Genomic DNA, 20,144 nt, shown 5'->3' with positions numbered 1-20,144 from the left:
GCTCAGGACCGGTCCGGGTCCTCCGGCTTGTGCGGGGTGTGGTGCGTGCTCTTCACATGGGTCCGCAGCCGTGACGACACGTCCTCCGGCGGCAGGAACCGCGACCACCTCTCGGGGAACTCCGACGGCATGTCCGGATCGTCGGGGTCCTCGAGCCCGGGCTCGCGGCCGACGGCGTGGCGGGCGACGTACTCGGCGACCTGGGCCTCGCGCAGCCGCTCGTTGGCGGCGCGGGCCGCGGCCGTCGCGGCGGCCGGCCAGACCCGGTCGATCGCGGCGTTGACCGCGGCCCCGACAAGCACGGCGAACGCGGACACACCGATCCACAGCATCACGGCGACGGCGGCGGCGAGGGAGCCGTAGATCGACGCGCCCTCGATCGTGTTCGTCAGGTAGATGCGCAGCAGGAAGCTGCCCAGGACCCACATGCCGAGGGCGACCAGCGCGCCGGGCACGTCCTCGATCCAGGGGGAGCGGACCGGCACGGACACGTGGTAGAGCGTGGTCAGGAACGCGATCGACAGGACGATCACGACGGGCCAGTACAGGACCTGCACCAGGGTCTCCGACCAGGGCACGATCCGTACGACCGCGTCCGGCCCGGCCACCATCAGCGGCAGCGCCACCGAGCCGATCAGCAGGGCCGCGATGAACAGCAGGAACGCCACCAGCCGGGTCTTGACGATGCCCCGGACGCCGTCGAGGCCGTACATCACGGTGATGGTGTCTATGAAGACGTTCACCGCGCGCGACCCCGACCACAGGGCGAACAGGAAGCCGACGGAGATGACGTCGGGGCGGCCGCCGTGCATCACGTCGTCCAGGATCGGCTGGGCGATCTGGCGCACGCCCTTGTCGGACAGGACGGTGCGCGAGGCCTCCAGGAGGTTGGCCTCCAGGCTGCTGATGGTGTCGGTGCCGGTCCAGTCGTCGACGTAACCGAGGAGGCCGATGAGGCTGAGCAGCAGTGGCGGGACGGACAGCAGCGTGAAGAACGCGGCCTCGGCCGCGAGACCCAGGATGCGGTACTCGATGCAGGAGTTGACGGTGTCCTTCAGCAACAGCCAGACGGTCCTGCGTTTCGAGACGTTCCGGTAGAGGACACGCGCCCGGTGGAGGCGGCCGGAGGTCGGCTGGGGGGATTCACTTGCCTGCTGCACGACCTAAAGGTATCCGCCCCATGGGGGCGCACTCATAGCGGCGCCGGGTGCGCACACCGTCGCCACCTGGCCGGTCCTGCGCGCCGTCGACGTGTCAGGGTGGAATCCACCGCCCCACGGAGGGATAGGTTCACAGGTATGGCAGGCAGCACGCACACCGTGACCAACCAGCCCCCGCCCCTGATCGGCCACGACGTCTACACCTCCGACCGGGCCCTGACCGCGGCCGTCGAACGTCATCTCGCGCCGGAGCTGCTGGACGAGGCGCGGGGCGAGCTGACCGCGCTCGGCCGGACCTGCGGATCGCGGCAGGTGCAGGAGTGGGCCGTCCTGGCCAACGAGAACCCGCCGTGGCTGCGCACGCACGACCGCTACGGCCGGCGGATCGACGAGGTCGAGTTCCATCCGTCCTGGCACCGGCTGCTCGGCAAGGGCGTCGCGGCGGGGCTGACCGCGGCCTGGGCCCGGCCGGGCGGGCATGTGCGACGGGCGGCCGCCTTCCTGCTGTGGACGCAGGTCGAGGCCGGCAACGGGTGCCCGCTGTCCATGACCCACGCGGCGGTGCCGGCGCTGCGGACGGAGCCCGACCTCGCCGCCGAGTGGGAGCCGCTGCTGACGTCCATGATCTACGAACACGAGCTGCGGCCCGCCCGGCAGAAGGCCGGGGCGCTGTTCGGGATGGGCATGACGGAGAAGCAGGGCGGCAGCGACGTACGCGCCAACACGACGGCGGCCCGCCCCCTGCCCGACGGCGAGTCCTACGAGCTGACCGGGCACAAGTGGTTCTGCTCGGCCCCCATGTCGGACGGGTTCCTCGTGCTGGCGCAGGCGCCGGGCGGACTCACGTGCTTCCTCGTGCCGCGCGTCCTGGCGGACGGCACCCGCAACGTGTTCCTGATCCAGCGCCTCAAGGACAAGCTCGGCAACCGCTCGAACGCCTCCGCCGAGGTCGAGTTCGAACGGACATGGGCGCGCCGGGTCGGCGAGGAGGGGCGCGGGGTGCGCACCATCATCGACATGGTGGCGGCGACCCGGCTCGACTGCGTCCTCGGCTCGGCGGGACTGATGCGTCAGGCGGTCACGCAGGCGGTCCACCACTGCTCCCACCGCGAGGCGTTCGGCGGGAAGCTCGTCGACAAGCCGCTCATGCGCAACGTACTGGCCGACCTGGCCGTCGAGTCCGAGGCGGCGACGACCCTCGCGCTGCGGCTCGCGGCCGCCTACGACGACGGCGGCGAGCAGGAGCGGGCGCTGCTGCGGATCGCTGTGCCGGCCGCCAAGTACTGGGTGACCAAGCGGTGTGCGCCGGTGACGATCGAGGCGTCCGAGTGCCTGGGCGGCAACGGGTACGTCGAGGAGTCCGGGATGCCCCGGCTGGTGCGCGAGTCACCGCTGAACTCCATCTGGGAGGGCGCCGGCAACGTCCAGGCGCTGGACGTACTGCGCGCGTTGCAGCGCGAGCCCGCGGCGCTCGACGCCTATCTCCGCGAGGTCGGCAAGGCACGCGGCGCCGACCACCGCCTGGACGGCGCGATCAAGGCCCTGCTGACCGAACTCGCCGACCTGGAGGGCATCGAGGCAAGGGCCCGACGCCTGACGGAACGGCTCGCGCTGGTCCTACAGGGCTCCCTGCTCGTCCGGTTCGCACCACCGGAGGTCGCGGACGCGTTCTGCGCGTCGCGCCTGGGAGGCGACGGGGGCGCGGCGTTCGGCACACTGCCCCACAGTCTCTCGCTCGCATCAATCGTGGGGCGAGCCCTGCCAACCTGAGGGGCGCGGGGAACTGCGCGACCAGCCACACACAACCACCAGCCGCCGACGCACAGAAAGCGGCACCCCCCGCCGCGAAACCCGCCCAACCGCCGGAGGTAGGGGGTGGTGCTGCGCCGACACGGCACCACCCCCATCCAGGCCCGTTCGAGCCCTCGAACGCCGCTCGGGACGGCGTTGCTCAAGTTTCAATCACGCCGGCGCGGACCACCAGGGTTGCAAGGGGTTGCAACTTGTTGGCGTCTGTGTGCGGAGTGTGTGCCTCCGCGAGAGGCGGACGGCAGTATGAGTCACACAGTCAGTGCGAGCCCGAACCGGGAGGACCCTTGGCGCTCTCGCCGACGGACGTGACGCAGCTGGCCGCCGTGGACTCGGCACGGGCGGCCCGGGTGCTCAGCGATGTCCGCGCCGCCACGCTCGCCGGGCAGCCCGCGCCCGTCGCGCCGCGCCCGGTGATCGAGCAGTCCTGGGAACGCATGCTGCGCGGCGGGGTCGACCCCGACCACGACTTCCGCTCCGGGCTGCTGTCCCGAGAAGAGGTGCAGCGGCGCCGGGAGAGCACCGCGCTGAGGCATGTGCTGCCGGTGCTGCGGGAGGGGCTGCTGTCGGTCGCGGACGTCGCCCACCACATCATGGTCGTCGCCGACGACGAAGGCCGGGTGCTGTGGCGGGAGGGCAGCTCCGCCGTGCTGCGCAAGGCCGACGGCCTCGGGTTCGAACTCGGCGCCGACTGGCGGGAGAGCGTCGTCGGCACCAACGGGGTGGGCACCCCGGCGGTGGTGCGCCGGCCCGTGCAGGTCTTCGCCTCCGAGCACTTCCAGCGCTCCCAGACCTCGTGGACCTGCACCGGCGCGCCCATCACGGACCCGCGGGACGGCCGGCTGATCGGCGTGGTGGACGTCAGCGGTCCGCTGGAGACCATGCACCCGGCCACGCTCGCCTGGGTCGACTCGGTGGCCAAGCTGGCCGAGGCCCGGCTGCGTGAGCTGCATCTGACCTCGCTGGAGCGGCTGCGCGCGGTGGCGGCGCCGGTGCTGGCCCGGATGCCGGGGCGGGCGGTCGTGGTGGACCGGGACGGCTGGACCGCCGCGGTGACCGGGATGCCGTACGCGAACCGGGTCGCGCTGCCCAAGTCCCTGTCGCCGGGCCGCCGGTGGCTGCCGCCGCTCGGCCTGTGCTCGGTGGAGCCGCTGGCGGGCGGCTGGCTGCTGCGGCCCGCCGACGAGCCGGTGCCGGCCGGTTCGACGCGGATCGCGCTGGACCTGACGCAGCCGCGCCGCTGGTCGGTGACGGTGTCCGGCGGCGCGGGTTCCTGGAGCCATGAACTGAGCCCCCGGCACGCCGAGTTGCTCTACCTCCTGGCCCTGCACCGCACCGGACGCAGCGCGGCGGAGCTGGCCGAGGACATGTTCGGGGACGCGGGCCGTACGGTGACGGTGCGGGCCGAGATGTCCCGCGTACGGCGCTATCTCGGGGCGTTCCTGGAGCACCGGCCGTACCGCTTCCGCGAGGACGCGGAGGTCGGGGTGCTGCTGCCGGACGACCCGCGCGAGTTGCTGCCGCATTCGACGGCACCGGCGGTGGTGCGGGGCAGGCTCTCGGCCGAGGTGTGAGCGAACCGGCGTTTCGAAGAATCCGCATATTTGCGGGGTCTTAGTCCGCAAGCGTGCTCACCTGCCGTAGCATCCCTCTACGAGCCACCCCACCTGCTCCTTTGGTCAACCTACGGACCAATAGAGGCAGTTGGCTCGCCTCGGGAGGTTTGATGAAGCACCGCGGCAGACACCGTCGACGAAAGCAGGGGCGTGCGGTACGCGCGTTCCTGGCCGGAACCGCCCTGGCACTCACCGCCGCCGCCACGATGATCAGCGCCTCGCAGGCCACCGTCGGTGACAACCCCGGGGCGCTGGAGCCTCTCACCAGGGACGCCGAGACCCGCGCGCTCCGGCTCCAGGAGCAGTTGGTCCCGCAGACCACGCTCGACGAACTCGCCTCCGGGATGGGCAAGCCGGTCGGGGTACGCGCCGTCCTTCAGAGCGCCGACCGCACCCTGCGTGCCGCGTCCGGCTGTACGGCCGACGAGCGCACGGCGCTGCCGGTCGCGCCGACCGCCACCCGCGCGTACTGCTGGGACGCCGCCGACACCCGGAACTGGCGGGCGGGCGCGGTCACCACCTCGGGGGACGCCGACGACGACGGCTGGTGGAACGACAACCGCGTACTGCTCTCCGGCTGGAGCCGGGGCACCGCCGACCGGGGCCTCGCCCGGGTCGCCTTCGTCGACGCGAACGACGTGGACCACCTCAGGTACGCCTCGGCCCTCCTCGTCGTCCCGGTGGACGGCGGACGCGACTACCGCGCCCTGTCCTCCCGTCTGACCGGCATGGTCTGGTACCAGGACAAGCTGCTGGTGACCGCCGCCGACGGGCTGTACGTGTACGACATGAACCGCGTCCAGCGCACCACGGTCGACAGCGCCGCCGTGGGCCGCGTCGGGGACGGCTGGTCGGCGCACGGCCAGCGCTTCGTCCTGCCGGCTGTCGGCTCGTACCGCCTGAACGGCACGGGCACCGCGCCCCGCCTCGGGGCTGTCTCCCTGGACCGCAGCACGGCGCCCGACAGCCTGGTCGCGAGCGAGTGGACGCCGGCGGACAGCGAGGAGCACTCCCGTCTGTGGCGCTACGACTTCAGCAAGGACCCGGCCCGCGCCGGCCTGCCGGCCACCGATGCCACCGGTGCCGCGTCCGCGGTCGAGGCGTACGAGACGGAGGCGTCCGGCATCAGGGGCCTGCTGTCGCACCGGGCCGACGGGACGGAGCGCTCCGACTGGTACCTCGGCCGCGCCCCGGGCGCCACGGACCGGCAGGGCAGCCTGTGGCGCCAGGACACCGAGGGCGCCGAGGCGACCCGCTGCGGCTCGGAGAACGCCCCGCGCTGCTGGGGCGTCCAGGCAGGTCCCCTCTCCTACTGGGAGGCGACCGGCGAGGTCTGGTCCCAGTCGGGCCGGATGCTGTTCGCGGTGCCGCTGACGTCGATCGACCGGGCGCTGGGGTAGCCGCCGGGGACGCGGAGACTGTCGCGTCGGCGGTCCGCCGGCCGCCGATCGACAGATCTGCCGCTGGGATGATTCCCTGACGGCCATGACCAACATCCCCGTGACCACCTGGTCCCTGGAGCAGACCTCGCCGGACGACCTCCTGCCGGCCGCCGCCCCGGAAGGGGACGTGAGGATCGTCCGGGCCGAGGCGCCCTCGCCGGAGTTCAGCCGGTTCCTGTACGCGTCCGTCGGCGGGGACATCCAGTGGATCGACCGGCTCAGCTGGACGTACGCGCAGTGGCAGCGGCATCTGGAGCGTCCGGGTGTCGAGACGTGGGTCGCCTACGACCGGGGGACCCCGGCGGGGTACGTGGAGCTGGATCCGCAGGACGACGGGGTCGTGGAGATCGTCTACTTCGGCCTGATCCCGGCCTTCCGCGGACGGCGGATCGGCGGGCACCTGCTGGCGTACGGCGCCGCCCGCGCCTGGGACCTCGCGGAGCGCTGGCCGGGGCTGGCCCGGACCAAGCGGGTGTGGCTGCACACCTGCAGCAAGGACGGGGAGCACGCCATGGACAACTATCTGCGGCGCGGCTTCAAGCTCTTCGACACCAAGGTCGAGGAGGAGGCCGAGGCGGCCACGCCCGGTCCCTGGCCCGGGGCGTACCCTGGCTGACCAGGGCAGAACCGGCCGATTCGGGCCATGTGACCGACGACACCCTTGTCTCGCCCTTCGGGACAAGGGTGTCCGCATGACGGACAAAGCTGGACTGTGTCCAGATCTCCGTGCCACGCTTCCGTCATGTCTGGAACTGGAATCGCCTTGGTGAGTCGACGACACGTCGACCTCGGCCGCATGTCCAGCGCCATCTGTCCGGCGCGCTGAGCACAGTCCGTCCGCGCCCGACACTCCCCTTTCGCCTCATTCCTGCGCAATGAGGCGCATGTATGCCCATGCGCCCATGCGCGCAGGTCAGAGCCGCTTTCCCGCCTGTCCCGAAGGACGTAAACAACCATGGCCGCCACCCCGCAGAAGCCTGCCGCCGCGACTCCCCGCCGCAAGGTGAGCCGTCACCGCGGTGAGGGCCAGTGGGCCGCGGGGCACTTCACCCCGCTCAACGGCAACGAACAGTTCAAGAAGGACGACGACGGTCTCAATGTGCGGACACGCATTGAGACGATCTACTCCAAGCGCGGCTTCGACTCCATCGACCCGAACGATCTGCGTGGCCGTATGCGCTGGTGGGGGCTGTACACCCAGCGTCGCCCGGGGATCGACGGCGGCAAGACCGCGATCCTGGAGCCGGAGGAGCTGGACGACTCCTACTTCATGCTGCGGGTGCGGATCGACGGCGGCCGGCTGACCACGCAGCAGCTGCGCGTCATCGGCGAGATCTCACAGGAGTTCGCGCGCGGCACCGCGGACATCACCGACCGGCAGAACGTGCAGTACCACTGGATCCGGATCGAGGACGTGCCCGAGATCTGGAACCGCCTGGAGGCCGTCGGGCTGTCCACCACCGAGGCCTGCGGTGACACGCCCCGCGTGGTCCTCGGCTCGCCGGTCGCCGGTATCGCCGCGGACGAGATCATCGACGGCACCCCGGCCATCGACGAGATCCAGCGCCGGATCATCGGCAACAAGGCGTTCTCCAACCTGCCCCGCAAGTTCAAGTCCGCGATCTCCGGCTCGCCGCTGCTCGACGTGGCGCACGAGATCAACGACGTCGCCTTCGTCGGTGTGAACCACCCCGAGCACGGCCCCGGCTTCGACCTGTGGGTCGGCGGCGGCCTGTCCACCAACCCCAAGATCGGCGTCCGGCTCGGCGCCTGGGTTCCGCTGGACGAGGTGCCGGACGTCTACGAGGGCGTCATCTCGATCTTCCGCGACTACGGCTACCGGCGGCTGCGCACCCGCGCCCGCCTGAAGTTCCTGGTCGCCGACTGGGGCGCGGAGAAGTTCCGTCAGGTGCTGGAGGACGAGTACCTCAAGCGCAAGCTGGTCGACGGGCCCGCGCCCGCGCAGCCCGTGGAGCGCTGGCGGGACCACGTCGGTGTGCACCGGCAGCAGGACGGCCGGTTCTACGTCGGGTTCGCCCCGCGCGTGGGCCGCGTGGACGGCACGACCCTCACGAAGATCGCCGAGCTGGCCGAGGCGCACGGCTCCGGGCGGGTCCGTACCACCGTCGAGCAGAAGATGATCATCCTCGATGTCGAGGAGGCGCAGGTCGAGTCGCTGTCCGAGGCCCTGGAGGCCCTGGACCTGACCACCAGGCCGTCCCCCTTCCGGCGCGGCACCATGGCCTGCACCGGCATCGAGTACTGCAAGCTCGCCATCGTCGAGACCAAGGCGCGCGGCTCCCAGCTGATCGACGAGCTGGAGCGCCGGATCCCGGACTTCGACGAGCCGATCACCATCAACATCAACGGCTGCCCGAACGCCTGCGCCCGTATCCAGGTGGCGGACATCGGTCTCAAGGGCCAGCTGGTCCTCGACGACAAGGGCGAGCAGGTCGAGGGCTTCCAGGTGCACCTGGGCGGCGCGCTCGGCCTGGAGGCCGGGTTCGGGCGCAAGGTGCGTGGCCTGAAGGTCACCTCCGAGGAGCTGCCCGACTACGTCGAGCGCGTCCTGAAGCGGTTCCAGGACGAGCGCGAGGACGGCGAGCGGTTCGCGACCTGGGCGGCGCGCGCCTCCGAGGAGGCCCTCTCATGAGCGAGCGGGCCGCCCCCTTCTACTGCCCCTACTGCGGCGACGAGGACCTGCGTCCGTCCGAGCAGGGCCACGGCGCCTGGGAATGCGCGGCGTGCAACCGGGCCTTTCAGCTGAAGTTCCTCGGGCTCCTCGCCCGGGGTCTTCAGCACACCGACGCAGGGGGTGACGAGATATGACGACGGCTCAGGAAGAGCGCACGGCGGCGGATCTCAAGGCGCTGGCCGAGCAGGCGGGCCGTGATCTGGAGGACGCCTCCGCGCTGGAGATCCTCCAGTGGGCGGTCGCCACCTTCGGCAAGCGCTTCTGCGTGACCTCGTCCATGGAGGACGCGGTGGTCGCCCACCTCGCCTCCCGCGCCATGCCCGGCGTGGACGTCGTGTTCCTCGACACCGGCTACCACTTCGAGGAGACCATCGGCACCCGTGACGCGGTCGAGGCGGTGATGGACGTCAACGTCATCACCCTCACCCCCGTCCAGACGGTCGCCGAACAGGACGCCGAGTACGGCCCGAAGCTGCACGACCGCGACCCCGACCTGTGCTGCAGGCTGCGCAAGGTCGAGCCGCTGGAGCGGGGCCTCAAGAGCTACGTGGCCTGGGCCACCGGTCTGCGCCGCGACGAGTCCCCGACCCGGGCGAACACCCCGGTCGTCGGCTGGGACGAGAAGCGGCAGAAGGTGAAGATCTCGCCGATCGCCCGCTGGACCCAGGACGACGTGGACGCGTACGTCGCCGAGCACGGTGTCCTGACCAACCCGCTGCTGATGGACGGCTACGCCTCCGTCGGCTGCGCGCCCTGCACCCGGCGGGTGCTGGAGGGCGAGGACGCGCGGGCCGGCCGCTGGGCGGGCCGCGGCAAGACCGAGTGCGGGCTGCACGGCTGACCATGACCGAGCTTGCTACGAATTTGGAGAACCACGTGACGAGCGGAGCCACCGTCTGGCTCACGGGTCTGCCGAGCGCCGGCAAGACCACCATCGCCTACGAGCTGGCCGGACGGCTGCGCGAGGAGGGCCACCGCGTCGAGGTGCTCGACGGCGACGAGATCCGCGAGTTCATCTCCGCGGGCCTCGGCTTCAGCCGCGAGGACCGGCACACCAACGTGCAGCGCATCGGCTTCCTCGCCGAACTGCTCGCCCGTAACGGCGTCAAGGCGCTCGTCCCGGTCATCGCGCCCTACCAGGACAGCCGGGACGCGGTGCGCAAGCGCCACCAGGAAGGCGGGGCGCCGTACCTGGAGGTACACGTGGCCACGCCGGTCGAGGTGTGCTCCGTACGCGATGTGAAGGGTCTGTACGCCAAGCAGGCCGCGGGCGAACTCAAGGGCCTGACCGGCGTCGACGACCCGTACGAGGAGCCCGAGTCACCCGATCTGCGCATCGAGTCCCAGAACCAGACCGTGCAGGAGTCCGCGGCGTCGGTGTACGCCCTGCTCAGCGAAAGGGGACTGGCATGACGGCGACCGTCGCCGCAGTGGAGGAGGGTACGGACTCCCCGTACGCCCTCTCGCACCTGGACGCGCTGGAGTCCGAGGCGGTGCACATCTTCCGTGAGGTGGCGGGCGAGTTCGAGCGGCCGGTGATCCTGTTCTCCGGCGGCAAGGACTCCATCGTCATGCTGCACCTGGCGCTGAAGGCCTTCGCCCCCGCGGCGATCCCCTTCTCGCTGCTGCACGTGGACACCGGGCACAACTTCCCCGAGGTCATCGAGTACCGGGACCGCACGGTCGAGAAGCACAACCTGCGGCTGCACGTCGCGTCGGTGCAGGACTACATCGACCGGGGTGTGCTGCGCGAACGTCCCGACGGGACACGCAATCCCCTGCAGACGGTGCCGCTGACGGAGAAGATCCAGAGCGAGAAGTTCGACGCCGTGTTCGGCGGCGGGCGGCGCGACGAGGAGAAGGCGCGGGCCAAGGAGCGGGTGTTCAGCCTGCGCGACGAGTTCTCGCAGTGGGACCCGCGCCGGCAGCGCCCCGAGCTGTGGAACCTGTACAACGGCCGCCACGCGCCCGGCGAACACGTCCGCGTGTTCCCGCTCTCCAACTGGACCGAACTGGACGTCTGGCAGTACATCGCCCGTGAGGGCATCGAGCTGCCGGAGATCTACTTCGCTCACGAGCGCGACGTCTTCAAGCGCGGCGGCATGTGGCTGACCGCCGGTGAGTGGGGCGGGCCGAAGGACGGCGAGACGGTCGAGAAGCGACTCGTCCGCTACCGGACCGTGGGCGACATGTCCTGCACCGGTGCCGTCGATTCGGACGCGGTGAGCCTGGAGCAGGTCATCACCGAGATCGCCGCCTCCCGGCTGACCGAGCGCGGCGCCACCCGCGCCGACGACAAGCTCTCCGAGGCCGCGATGGAAGACCGTAAGCGCGAGGGGTACTTCTAAGCATGAGCACGACGACGACCGAGGAGCTCTCGGCCACCACCCTGTTGCGGTTCGCCACCGCGGGCTCCGTCGACGACGGCAAGTCCACCCTCGTCGGACGGCTGCTGCACGACTCCAAGTCGATCCTCACCGACCAGCTGGAGGCCGTGGAGCGCGCCTCGGCGAGCCGCGGGCAGGAGGCCCCCGACCTCGCGCTGCTGACGGACGGCCTGCGGGCCGAGCGGGAGCAGGGCATCACGATCGACGTGGCGTACCGTTACTTCGCCACGCCCCGGCGCCGGTTCATCCTCGCCGACACCCCCGGCCATGTGCAGTACACGCGCAACATGGTCACGGGCGCCTCGACGGCCGAGCTGACGGTGATCCTCGTCGACGCCCGCAACGGCGTCGTCGAGCAGACCCGCCGGCACGCCGCCATCGCCGCGCTGCTGCGGGTGCCGCACGTCGTCCTCGCCGTGAACAAGATGGACCTGGTGGACTACCAGGAGTCCGTCTTCGCCGCGATCGCCGAGGAGTTCACGGCGTACGCGCTCGAACTGGGCGTCCCGGAGATCACCTCGATCCCGATCTCGGCGCTGGCCGGCGACAACGTGGTGGACCCGTCCGCGAACATGGACTGGTACGGCGGGCCGACCTTCCTGGAGCACCTGGAGACGGTCCCGGTCAGCCACGACCTGCGGCACTGCCACGCCCGGCTGCCCGTGCAGTACGTGATCCGGCCGCAGACCGCCGAGCACCCGGACTACCGGGGCTACGCCGGTCAGATCGCCGCCGGTTCGTTCCGCGTCGGCGAGTCGGTGACCGTGCTGCCGTCGGGCCGTACGTCGAAGATCTCCGGCATCGATCTGCTGGGCAGGCCGGTCGACGTCGCGTGGACCACCCAGTCGGTGACCGTCCTCCTGGAGGACGACATCGACATCTCGCGCGGCGACCTGCTCGTGCCGACCAAGGACGCGCCCGCGACCACGCAGGACATCGAGGCCACGGTCTGCCACGTCGCCGACCAGCCGCTGACCGTCAACCACCGTGTGCTGCTCAAGCACGGCACCCGCACGGTCAAGGCGATCGTCAAGGACATCCCGTCCCGGCTCACGCTCGACGACCTGTCCCTGCACCCGCACCCGGGACAGCTCGTCGCCAACGACATCGGCCGGGTGAAGATCCGCACCGCCGAGCCGCTGCCGGTCGACTCCTACGCCGACTCGCGCCGCACCGGCTCCTTCATCCTCATCGACCCGAACGACGGCACCACGCTCACCGCGGGCATGGTCGGCGAGTCCTTCGCCTCGCCGGAGCCGGTCAAGGACGAGGCCGAGGACGACGGCTGGGACTTCTGAGATCTCCGGTGCCTGCCACCCCCTTTCTGGAGCATGTCCATGAAGCCGGTCCTTCTCGTCATCGCCCACGGCAGCCGCGACCCGCGGCACGCCGCGACGGTGCATGCCCTGGTGCGGCGGGTGCGCTCGCTGCGCCCTGACGTACGGGTGGAGACCGGCTTCCTGGACTTCAACATCCCGTCGGTGCAGGGGGTGCTGGAGTCGCTGGCGGCGGAGGGGGTACGGGACGTCGTGGCGCTGCCCCTGCTGCTGACCCGTGCCTTCCACGCCAAGGCCGACATCCCGGCGGTCCTGCGGGCCGCGCCGCCGCAGCTGCGGATCCGGCAGGCGGAGGTTCTGGGCCCCTCGCCGCTGCTCCTGGCCGCCCTGGAGCGGCGGCTGTACGAGGCGGGGCTGACGCCCGCCGACAAGTCCTCGACCGGGGTCGTGCTGGCCTCGGCGGGGTCCACCGACCCGGAGGCGATCGCAGTGATCGCAGAAATCGCGCGGGAGTGGCGGCACACCGGTTGGTGCGCCGTGCGGCCTGCGTTCGCCTCCGCCGGTTCTCCCGCGGGGTTCCCCCGCACCGAGGACGCGGTGCGTGCGCTCCGCGAACTCGGCTGCGAGCGGGTTGCCGTGGCGCCCTACGTCCTGGCACCCGGCTTCCTCCCGGACCGCATCGCCCGGGGCGCGGCCGAGGCGGACGTGCTGGCGGACGTGCTCGGAGCAGCGCCCGAGGTGGCGCGGGTACTGCTGGACCGGTACGACGCGGCAGGGCTGCCGGTGCTGGCGGCCGTCGGGGCCTGAGACCGGGTCGGCGCGACGGGCTCTGCCGGTCCCACCTGGTCGGATTCCGAAAAAACCGCCTCCCCGAGCACGGGGATCTGCTGGGATGGTCCCTCGAGGTTCTATCGGGGGAGAGCGGCACACGTGGCTGGGCGCGAGTTCGGGCATCATCTGGGGCTGCCACGGGCACTGTCCGGGCTGCCGTTGAGTCCGCTCGTACCCGGTTACGCCGAACTCGCCACGGCCCAGCACGCGGCAGGGTTACGTCACCTGGGCGCTGCGCTGCTGCCCCCGGGTGGCGGCGGATTACGCGTCCTCGACGGGTTGTACGTGCCCTCCGGGCCCCGTGGCCGACAGCGGGTGGACGGCACGCTGCTGGACGACCTCGCCCGTGCCGCGACCCCGACGGCGCCCCTCGCGGGCCTGCTCGCCGCACTGCACCGAAGTGATCCGCAGGCACCGCGCAGGGTCGTGCTGTACCAGTTGATCGGCCTGCTGCAGGACCGGGACCGGGGTGAACGCCCGCGTGTCGCCGTCGAGTTGGGGGTACACCCGGACGAGGTCGCCGGTCTCGTGGCGGCGGCCCGGCTGCGACCCGCCCTCACCCGGCGACAGCGCGACGCCGCCGAGTCCCTCGCCGACGCCTGGGCACGGCACCGGCTGCACCGGGTGCGGGCTCTGCTGGAGCGACTGCCGCAGGACCGCACCGATCCGGCCCTCGATGCCCTGCGGGGCTCGCTGTCCGCCCGGCTGGCGGTGGTGGAGGCGGCACTGCGTGCGGCTCGGGAGGCCGAGGGGCGTGGGGACACCGAGCGGGCGGGCGAGGAGTTGCTGGGCGCGCTGCACGAGGCCGCCGACGACCGGCGGGCCCTGCGCGCCCTGGTCCGTCACCACGGGCCCGGTTCCGGGCGGCACGCCCCCTTGCACGCCGAACTCGCCCCCGATCACGTCGAGTTGACCTGGCCGGAGACGGACGCCGACGGCAACGGCGACTGGTTGCTGCTGTGCCTGTACCGGGACGAGAAGGGGGCGCCGAAGGTCCGCGAGGTGGCGGGACAGGGGGCCGGGACGGCGCGGGACACCGCCGTCGCGCTCGGGTCCGCCGTCCGGTATGCCGCGCTCCCGTTGCGCGACGGTCGCGTCGCCGGGGCGCCGCTCGTCTCGCGCCGGGTGCTCGTCGCGCCCGAGGTGGAGGGGCTCACGCTCACGGACGGGCCCGAGCGGATCGAGGGCACCTGGCGGCGGCCGGGCGGTGCCGCGGAGGTGACGGTCGAGCGGACCGGGCCGGACGGGGATGTCGGGCAACTGCCGCCCCGCGTCGACGGGTTCACCGCGACCGGCCTCGCGACCGGCGTCCACGCCTTCCGTGTCGTCTGCCACTACCGGGCGCCCGGCGGGGCCCTGGTCCCCTCCCCCGGCGTGCACGCCACCCGCACCGTGCACCCCTGGCCCGAAGCCGTCCGCACCCTCACCGCACACCCCGACGGCACGGCCCTGCGGTTCGGCTGGACCGGCGCGCGGGACACCGAGGTCCGGTTGGTCCGGTGGCCCGGCGAGGCCCCGGCCCCCGGCAGCGAACTGCGCACCGACGGGCTCCCGGCACGGCTCGACCGGCCCGAGCGGGCCGGGGTTCTGGATCCGCCGCCGGCCGGGTTCACGCGGGTCGCCGCCGTCGCCGTCCTCGGCGAACGCGCGCTGGCCGGTCCCGCGGTCGACGTCGAGGTGCTGCGCCCGGTGACGGGGCTCGCCGCCCAGCGCCTCCCCGAGGGACACGCCGCGGTCACCCTCGACTGGCCCGACGGCGTCGGCCATCTGCTCGTGAGCTGGGAGCACCTGGACGGGGGTGCGGCGGGAGACGCCGCCGGCCTGCTTCAGGCCGGCGGCCCGGACGCCGACTCGGGGCTGGACACCGGCATCGGCTCCCCGGCGAGTACCGGCACAGCCACGAGTGTCGGTACAGCCACCAGCACCGGCACGGCCACCGTGACCGCCAGTGGGGGCCGACGTACCGTCACCGCCCATGCCTACCGCCGCAGCGGACTGCGACTGCCCGTCGGACCGGGCGGGGTGCTGATACGTGCCTCGACCGCTCCGCAGGCGACCGGCGCGGTCGTCGTACCGGCCGCGGACGCCGAGGTCGTGCTGCCGCCGGACACCACGATCGGCTACCAACTCCTGCGCGCACCACGCCGGTTGCTCGGCCGCGGCCGAACCCTGTTGCGCGTCACCCTGACCGCTCCCCGAGGTCACATGGGCCTCCCCGAGTTCGTGTGCGTCGCCCGCAGCGGCACGATCCGCCCGCGCAGCGCGACCGAGGGCACCACCGTGCTGCGCGTCTCCGGCACCGACCTGGCCCGCCTCGGCACGGTCGAGCGGGAGCTGCCGGCCGCGCCCTGCCCGGCCCCCTACACCCTGCGCGGCTTCCTGCTGGGCGAGCACGCCGCCGCCGTACGCCTCGAAGAACCGTCCCCCGCGACCCTGGTGGTGCGCTGAGTCATGACGACCGTGATCTGCCCCTACTGCTTCGACCGCTCGTCCGCGGCCAAGCTGCCCTACCGCTGTCTGATGACCCCGAGCGGCGTCCGCGGCGGTTCCCCCTGCGGCCCGCAACGCGACGACATATGGGCGGGGTTCATGGGGCCCGGCGCTCCCCCTGCGGCCCGGATGCGCGGCCCCGTGTTCACCCCGGCCCGCAGGCTCGCCGCACTGCCCGTGCCCGTCGGACCGCGCGGCGGCAGCAGCGTGCCCTGTCCCGACTGCGGGGTGCCCACGCCGGTGCGGGTGTGCCGGGGCTGCCACAACGACCTGCCGAGCGACTACTGCGACCAGGACAGCCGCATCATCGCCCTGGTCGGCGCGAAGGCCTCCGGCAAGAGCACCTATGTGTCCGTCCTGCTCAACGAGTTGAACCAGCGCGTCGGGCAGGCCTACCACGCCTCGCTCGCGGCGATGGGGCAGACCACCCAGCAGCGGGACAAGGAGATGGCCGAGGATCTCTACGAACGGCTGCGGCTGCCGGACGCCACCCGCCCGGCCGCCCTCGGCTTCAACGACCCGCTCCTGTACCGGCTCAGCGTGCCCAGACGCGGCCGCCCGGGCTCGGGCACCCGGCACACCACGCTGGTCTTCTTCGACGCGGCGGGCGAGGACCTCGCCGGCGCCGAGGCGATGGACCGCTACACCCGCTATCTCAGCGCCGCCGACGGCATAGTCATGCTGGTCGATCCGCTCCAACTCGGCTCCGTACGGGACCGGTTGCCGGTGCACGACGGCCCCCCGCTGCCCGTCGTCGAGACCCCGCCGCAGCAGATCGCCGCCGACCTGGCGGCCCAGCTGCGCGCCCACGGCAAGGGCGGATCCCGCGGCCGGGTGTCCACGCCGATCGCGGTGGCCGTCACCAAGACGGACATGCTCAGGCCGCTCCTCGACCCGCATTCCCCGCTGCTGCGCAACGCGTCCCACACAGAGGGCCGGTTCGACGAGGACGACCGGCTCGGTGTGCACGAGGAGATCCGGTCGCTGATGGCCGACTGGGACTCGGGGGCGCTGGTACGGCAACTTGAGCTGGACTTCGCCGAGTTGTCGCTGTTCGGGCTGTCGGCGCTCGGTGCGCCGCCGCCCGCCGACGCGCCTGCCGACGTACCGAAGTCGGGCCCGCAGCCGGTGCGGGTGGAGGACCCGCTGCTGTGGCTGCTGGCCCGTCGGGGCGTGCTGCCCGTGCGGTCCACCGCGAAGGGACGCGCAGGAAAGGGGCGTGTCAAATGAGCCTCGCCCAGCTGCACTACACCTCGGCACCGCCCGGGCCCGACGGTTCGGGTTTCCGGTTCACGGCGGTCACCGCCGGGGTCCCGCAGGCACTGCTGCGGGAGGCCGAGCAGCTCATCGGCTACGAACCCCCACGTGACTTCCCGGCCCGCCCCGACGCCGAGCAGCTCAAGAGCTTCCCGAAGGCCTTCAGCTTCTCCGAACTCGCCGACGGCGGACGGCTGCTGAGCCGCTGCGTCTACACCGGCGCGGACTACAGCGGCCGTTGGGGCAACTTCCACGCGCACGCGCTGCATCTGCCGCCGGGAACCAGGCTGCCGGACGGTGCGCTGCCGATCACGGCGTGGGAGTCGCCGCGCTGGGCCGACACCACACCGCCGGACGGCCGGCCCGGACCGGTCGACCGCTTCGAGCCGTCGGGCCTGCTCCGCAAGGCCGGCCTGATCGCGTTCGCCGTCTCCCGGTCCGACCGCCTGGCGGCGTTCTTCGCCGACCTGCGGGCGTTGACCGAGGAACCCGACACCGCCGGCCAGATCGTCATCGTCGAGCACGACAGCGCGGACGTCGCCCAGTGGATCGCGCTCGCCTGCGCGGTGCTGCCGCGCGAGCAGGCCCACCGGCTGACGTTCACCACCTACACCCGCCGCCCGCAGCAGGCCCGTCAGCAGATCATCGGCGTCCTGCCGTCCTCCGAGCCGGTCGCCCACGACCACCGCTACCGGGTCCACGACTGTACGACCGGACCGGCGCCGTCACCGGCGACCCCGCCGGTGACCGACGTATGGGCGCGGATCTGCGCGCACATCTGGTGTGCCGGACGACCCGACCTGTTCCGCGACACGTCAGCGGAAACCGGCCCGTTGGCGGTGGCGGCGCTGGTCGCGGGGATCGAGCTGGGTGCGGTCGGTCGTACCGCGGCCGCACAGTGGGCGGTCGATCACGCGGGCACGCTCACCGACGACACGTTGACCGCGCTGGTGGGAGCCCTGTGCGAGAGCGGCGAGCCCCTCGACGGTCGGAGTGCGGGCCACGCCGGAGCCGGTTCGGACCTCCGCGGCAGCATGTCGTCCGCCCCGGACGACGCCGAACAGGCCGCGCTGGCCGCCCTGTTGGCCCGGCTGGAGGGCCAGGTGCCGACCGTGGTGACAGCGCCGCTCGCGGCACGGGTGCTGGCCGCGGCCATACGGGGGCGCGGGCCGATTCCCGCGCTGCGTGCCGGGTCGCTGACGGCGGAGGCCCAGGCCGCCCTGGCCCGGGATCTGGCGCCCGCGCTGCGTGCCGGTATCGCCGACGAGCGCGAGCCGGCCGCCGGCCGCCCCCTGGCACTGCTGCGGATCGCGGACCTGCTGGACATCGACTGCCAGGACCTGCTTCCGGAACTCGCGGGCCGACTGGCCCGCGGTCTGGTCGCCGAGCCCTCGGCGGGCGGGGCGGGCGGCGCGGACCCGGCGGGGAAGGACGCTGCGGGGTACGGGGCGGCCGACCCGGCGGGGCACGCGGAGGGGCGGTCCTCCGCAGACGCCGCGGGGCGTGGGGCGGCAGACGGCTCGGGTCGGTATCCGGCCGACGGTACGGGTCGCCGTCCTGCCGACGGCTCGGGTCGCCATCCCTCTGAAGGTCCGGGGCGCCGACCGGCCGACGCCTGGTGGAGCCAGGCCCCGGCCGACGGTTCCGGCACGCCGTCGGTCGACAGCGCGGGCCGCCGGGGCACCGACAGTTCGGGCCGCCGGTCCGCCGACCGCGCGGAGCGCCCGTCGGCCGACGGCACGGATCGTCGCCCGGGCGACGCGTGGTGGAGCCAAGCCCCCACCGACAGCCTCGGCAGGACGCCCGCCGACGGCGCGGGCCGTACGCGGGACGACCTCCCCGGTCGTACCTCCGCCGACTTCCAGGGCCGTCCCCCCGTCGGTGCCCCGCCGGCCGGTCTCGGCACCACCCCGTCCGGCGACCCCACCACCGCGGCCGCGGGCGGCCCGCCCGCACAGCCCCCGTACCCCTCCTCCCCCTCCCCCGCCCTGCTCGACGCCGTGCACGAGCATCCGGCCCTGCGCATCGCGCTGTTCGGCGCCCTGAACGCGCTGGCCGCGGCCGATCCGCCCGGCGTCGCGCGGAGGCTGGCCGGGTCGGGGCTGCCCGCCGAGCTGCAGACCGGGTTCCCGCATCTGCGGATGTGCGTCATGGCGGGCGAGTCCGCGGGCGCCTCCGGCGGTGACCGGCTCGGGCGGTTCCACGAAGTCCTGCGCGCCGCCGGGGTGTCACCGCACGCCGACACGGCGGTCCTGCGCACCGCGCTCGGCCTGGTGTGGTCCGGCGATCTGCCGACGGGGCAGGAGGCGAGCCTGCTGCTCAACCAGCTGGGGTCGGACATCCACCGCGCGGCCGGTACCCGGGACATACTGATCGACGCCGCGCTCGCCGCGCCCCCGGACGACCGCGACATCCCGGATCTCGCCGCCGACCTGCTCCGCTGCTTCCCGACGGAGCTGCGGCCGGGGCAGCGCGCGGCCCTGCTCCTGCTGGAGTTCGCCGGTCTGCTCGGCACCGAGGGCGAGGGCGAGGACTGGGTCGGCCGGGCGCTGGCCCTGCGGGACGGTGCGGCCGAGCCCGTTCCGGAGACGGTCGTGGAGCGGGTGTTCCACGCCCTCGCGCGGCGGCTCGTGCTGGGACCGGCGCCCGAGAGCGAGCTGTACACCCTGGCCAGGGCGGCCGAGCCGGGGCTGCTCGCGGCCTATGAGCGGGCGGCGCGTTCGGACCGGGTGGGCGACCGGCTGCGGACGGCGCCGTCGTACGTCGCCATGTGCTTCAGCGCCTGGAGTTCCTTCGCCGGGACCCGCCCGGCGTGGGACGAGACCCGCACGGCCCTGCTGACCAAGGTGCTGCGGCCGATCGTGCGGGCGCTGCCCGCCGAGGACGTCGCCGCGGTCGAGGAGTCCCTCGGCCGCGCGGGCCGCGGCAGGCTCGACGCGTTCCGCACCTGGAACCGCCCCGGCGCGCTGGGCCGACTCGCCGGCCGCCTGTCCGGCCGCGGCCGCCGCGGCACGGACCAGCCGCAGGCGTGGCCCGGGGACGTGGAGCCGCCGACCGAGGGGCGTCGCCGATGAACGCCGTCATGCCCGCCGGCGGAAGGCCCGGCACGTCCTGCGGCGGAAGACCCCGCCGGACCATACCGAGCCCCGCGTTACGCACGGGCCCCCCGCCCCAGGCGTC

Annotated in this window: 16 protein-coding genes; 15 read left to right on the top strand and 1 reads right to left on the bottom strand. The window is 72.9% G+C overall.

The window, feature by feature from the left end:
* Window positions 1-2 precede the first annotated feature (2 nt).
* Window positions 3-1,160, bottom strand: a complete 1,158-nt coding sequence (locus tag EJ357_RS36500; RefSeq protein ID WP_126395941.1) for a YihY/virulence factor BrkB family protein — start codon at window positions 1,158-1,160, stop codon at window positions 3-5.
* A 138-nt stretch (window positions 1,161-1,298) separates the two neighbouring features.
* Between EJ357_RS36500 and EJ357_RS36495 the strand changes: the two genes are divergently transcribed.
* The 15 genes from EJ357_RS36495 to EJ357_RS48575 all read left to right on the top strand — a co-directional run bounded on the left by EJ357_RS36495 (window position 1,299) and on the right by EJ357_RS48575 (window position 20,038).
* Complete coding sequence (locus EJ357_RS36495; RefSeq protein WP_126395940.1) at window positions 1,299-2,930, top strand: acyl-CoA dehydrogenase family protein; 1,632 nt, start codon at window positions 1,299-1,301, stop codon at window positions 2,928-2,930.
* 326 nt (window positions 2,931-3,256) lie between these two features.
* Entirely contained in the window at window positions 3,257-4,543 is a 1,287-nt protein-coding gene (locus EJ357_RS36490; protein ID WP_126395939.1) for a helix-turn-helix domain-containing protein, read from the top strand.
* 152 nt (window positions 4,544-4,695) lie between these two features.
* Entirely contained in the window at window positions 4,696-5,985 is a 1,290-nt protein-coding gene (locus EJ357_RS36485; RefSeq protein WP_126395938.1) for a hypothetical protein, read from the top strand.
* An 85-nt stretch (window positions 5,986-6,070) separates the two neighbouring features.
* Window positions 6,071-6,643: a GNAT family N-acetyltransferase gene (locus tag EJ357_RS36480; protein ID WP_126395937.1), complete on the top strand. Its 573-nt coding sequence runs from the start codon at window positions 6,071-6,073 to the stop codon at window positions 6,641-6,643.
* Window positions 6,644-6,769: 126 nt separating this feature from the next.
* Complete coding sequence (locus EJ357_RS50815; protein WP_310591794.1) at window positions 6,770-6,853, top strand: putative leader peptide; 84 nt, start codon at window positions 6,770-6,772, stop codon at window positions 6,851-6,853.
* Between the two features lie 129 nt (window positions 6,854-6,982).
* A complete protein-coding gene (locus tag EJ357_RS36475; protein ID WP_126395936.1) occupies window positions 6,983-8,680 on the top strand; it encodes a nitrite/sulfite reductase in 1,698 nt (565 codons plus the stop codon).
* A complete protein-coding gene (locus tag EJ357_RS36470) occupies window positions 8,677-8,856 on the top strand; it encodes a hypothetical protein (RefSeq protein ID WP_126395935.1) in 180 nt (59 codons plus the stop codon). The genes EJ357_RS36475 and EJ357_RS36470 overlap by 4 nt, the downstream gene beginning before the upstream one ends.
* Window positions 8,853-9,563, top strand: a complete 711-nt coding sequence (locus EJ357_RS36465) for a phosphoadenylyl-sulfate reductase (RefSeq protein WP_126395934.1) — start codon at window positions 8,853-8,855, stop codon at window positions 9,561-9,563. The genes EJ357_RS36470 and EJ357_RS36465 overlap by 4 nt, the downstream gene beginning before the upstream one ends.
* A 35-nt stretch (window positions 9,564-9,598) precedes the next feature.
* On the top strand, window positions 9,599-10,135 hold the full coding sequence (cysC, locus tag EJ357_RS36460; protein ID WP_126395933.1) for an adenylyl-sulfate kinase: 537 nt from the start codon (window positions 9,599-9,601) through the stop codon (window positions 10,133-10,135).
* The gene (gene cysD, locus EJ357_RS36455) at window positions 10,132-11,070 is read left to right on the top strand and encodes a sulfate adenylyltransferase subunit CysD (RefSeq protein ID WP_126395932.1); all 939 of its coding nucleotides are present in this window, start codon (window positions 10,132-10,134) and stop codon (window positions 11,068-11,070) included. Before cysC ends, cysD begins: the two co-directional genes overlap by 4 nt.
* 2 nt (window positions 11,071-11,072) lie before the next feature.
* Window positions 11,073-12,407, top strand: a complete 1,335-nt coding sequence (locus EJ357_RS36450) for a sulfate adenylyltransferase subunit 1 (protein ID WP_126395931.1) — start codon at window positions 11,073-11,075, stop codon at window positions 12,405-12,407.
* A gap of 33 nt (window positions 12,408-12,440) precedes the next feature.
* Complete coding sequence (locus tag EJ357_RS36445; RefSeq protein WP_126395930.1) at window positions 12,441-13,193, top strand: sirohydrochlorin chelatase; 753 nt, start codon at window positions 12,441-12,443, stop codon at window positions 13,191-13,193.
* Between the two features lie 123 nt (window positions 13,194-13,316).
* Window positions 13,317-15,665 (top strand): hypothetical protein, encoded by a 2,349-nt coding sequence (locus EJ357_RS36440; RefSeq protein WP_126395929.1) that lies wholly within the window; start codon window positions 13,317-13,319, stop codon window positions 15,663-15,665.
* A gap of 3 nt (window positions 15,666-15,668) precedes the next feature.
* Window positions 15,669-16,937, top strand: a complete 1,269-nt coding sequence (locus EJ357_RS36435) for a TRAFAC clade GTPase domain-containing protein (RefSeq protein ID WP_126395928.1) — start codon at window positions 15,669-15,671, stop codon at window positions 16,935-16,937.
* A complete protein-coding gene (locus EJ357_RS48575; RefSeq protein WP_228472720.1) occupies window positions 16,934-20,038 on the top strand; it encodes a GTPase-associated protein 1-related protein in 3,105 nt (1,034 codons plus the stop codon). Before EJ357_RS36435 ends, EJ357_RS48575 begins: the two co-directional genes overlap by 4 nt.
* Window positions 20,039-20,144 lie beyond the last annotated feature (106 nt).

Source organism: Streptomyces cyaneochromogenes (assembly GCF_003963535.1).
Classification (GTDB): Bacteria; Actinomycetota; Actinomycetes; order Streptomycetales; family Streptomycetaceae; genus Streptomyces; species Streptomyces shaanxiensis.
Note: the sequence above shows the minus strand (reverse complement) of the source record. Positions and strands in the feature narration are given on the sequence as shown.

What these genes read in the sequence shown, in the direction of transcription:
- EJ357_RS36495 (WP_126395940.1), top strand. Translation starts at nt 1,299, where the DNA reads ATGGCAGGCAGCACGCACACCGTGACCAACCAGCCCCCGCCCCTGATC.
- EJ357_RS36485 (WP_126395938.1), top strand. Translation starts at nt 4,696, where the DNA reads ATGAAGCACCGCGGCAGACACCGTCGACGAAAGCAGGGGCGTGCGGTA.
- EJ357_RS36480 (WP_126395937.1), top strand. Translation starts at nt 6,071, where the DNA reads ATGACCAACATCCCCGTGACCACCTGGTCCCTGGAGCAGACCTCGCCG.
- EJ357_RS50815 (WP_310591794.1), top strand. Translation starts at nt 6,770, where the DNA reads ATGTCTGGAACTGGAATCGCCTTGGTGAGTCGACGACACGTCGACCTC.
- EJ357_RS36475 (WP_126395936.1), top strand. Translation starts at nt 6,983, where the DNA reads ATGGCCGCCACCCCGCAGAAGCCTGCCGCCGCGACTCCCCGCCGCAAG.
- EJ357_RS36470 (WP_126395935.1), top strand. Translation starts at nt 8,677, where the DNA reads ATGAGCGAGCGGGCCGCCCCCTTCTACTGCCCCTACTGCGGCGACGAG.
- EJ357_RS36465 (WP_126395934.1), top strand. Translation starts at nt 8,853, where the DNA reads ATGACGACGGCTCAGGAAGAGCGCACGGCGGCGGATCTCAAGGCGCTG.
- cysD (WP_126395932.1), top strand. Translation starts at nt 10,132, where the DNA reads ATGACGGCGACCGTCGCCGCAGTGGAGGAGGGTACGGACTCCCCGTAC.
- EJ357_RS36450 (WP_126395931.1), top strand. Translation starts at nt 11,073, where the DNA reads ATGAGCACGACGACGACCGAGGAGCTCTCGGCCACCACCCTGTTGCGG.
- EJ357_RS36445 (WP_126395930.1), top strand. Translation starts at nt 12,441, where the DNA reads ATGTCCATGAAGCCGGTCCTTCTCGTCATCGCCCACGGCAGCCGCGAC.
- EJ357_RS36435 (WP_126395928.1), top strand. Translation starts at nt 15,669, where the DNA reads ATGACGACCGTGATCTGCCCCTACTGCTTCGACCGCTCGTCCGCGGCC.
- EJ357_RS48575 (WP_228472720.1), top strand. Translation starts at nt 16,934, where the DNA reads ATGAGCCTCGCCCAGCTGCACTACACCTCGGCACCGCCCGGGCCCGAC.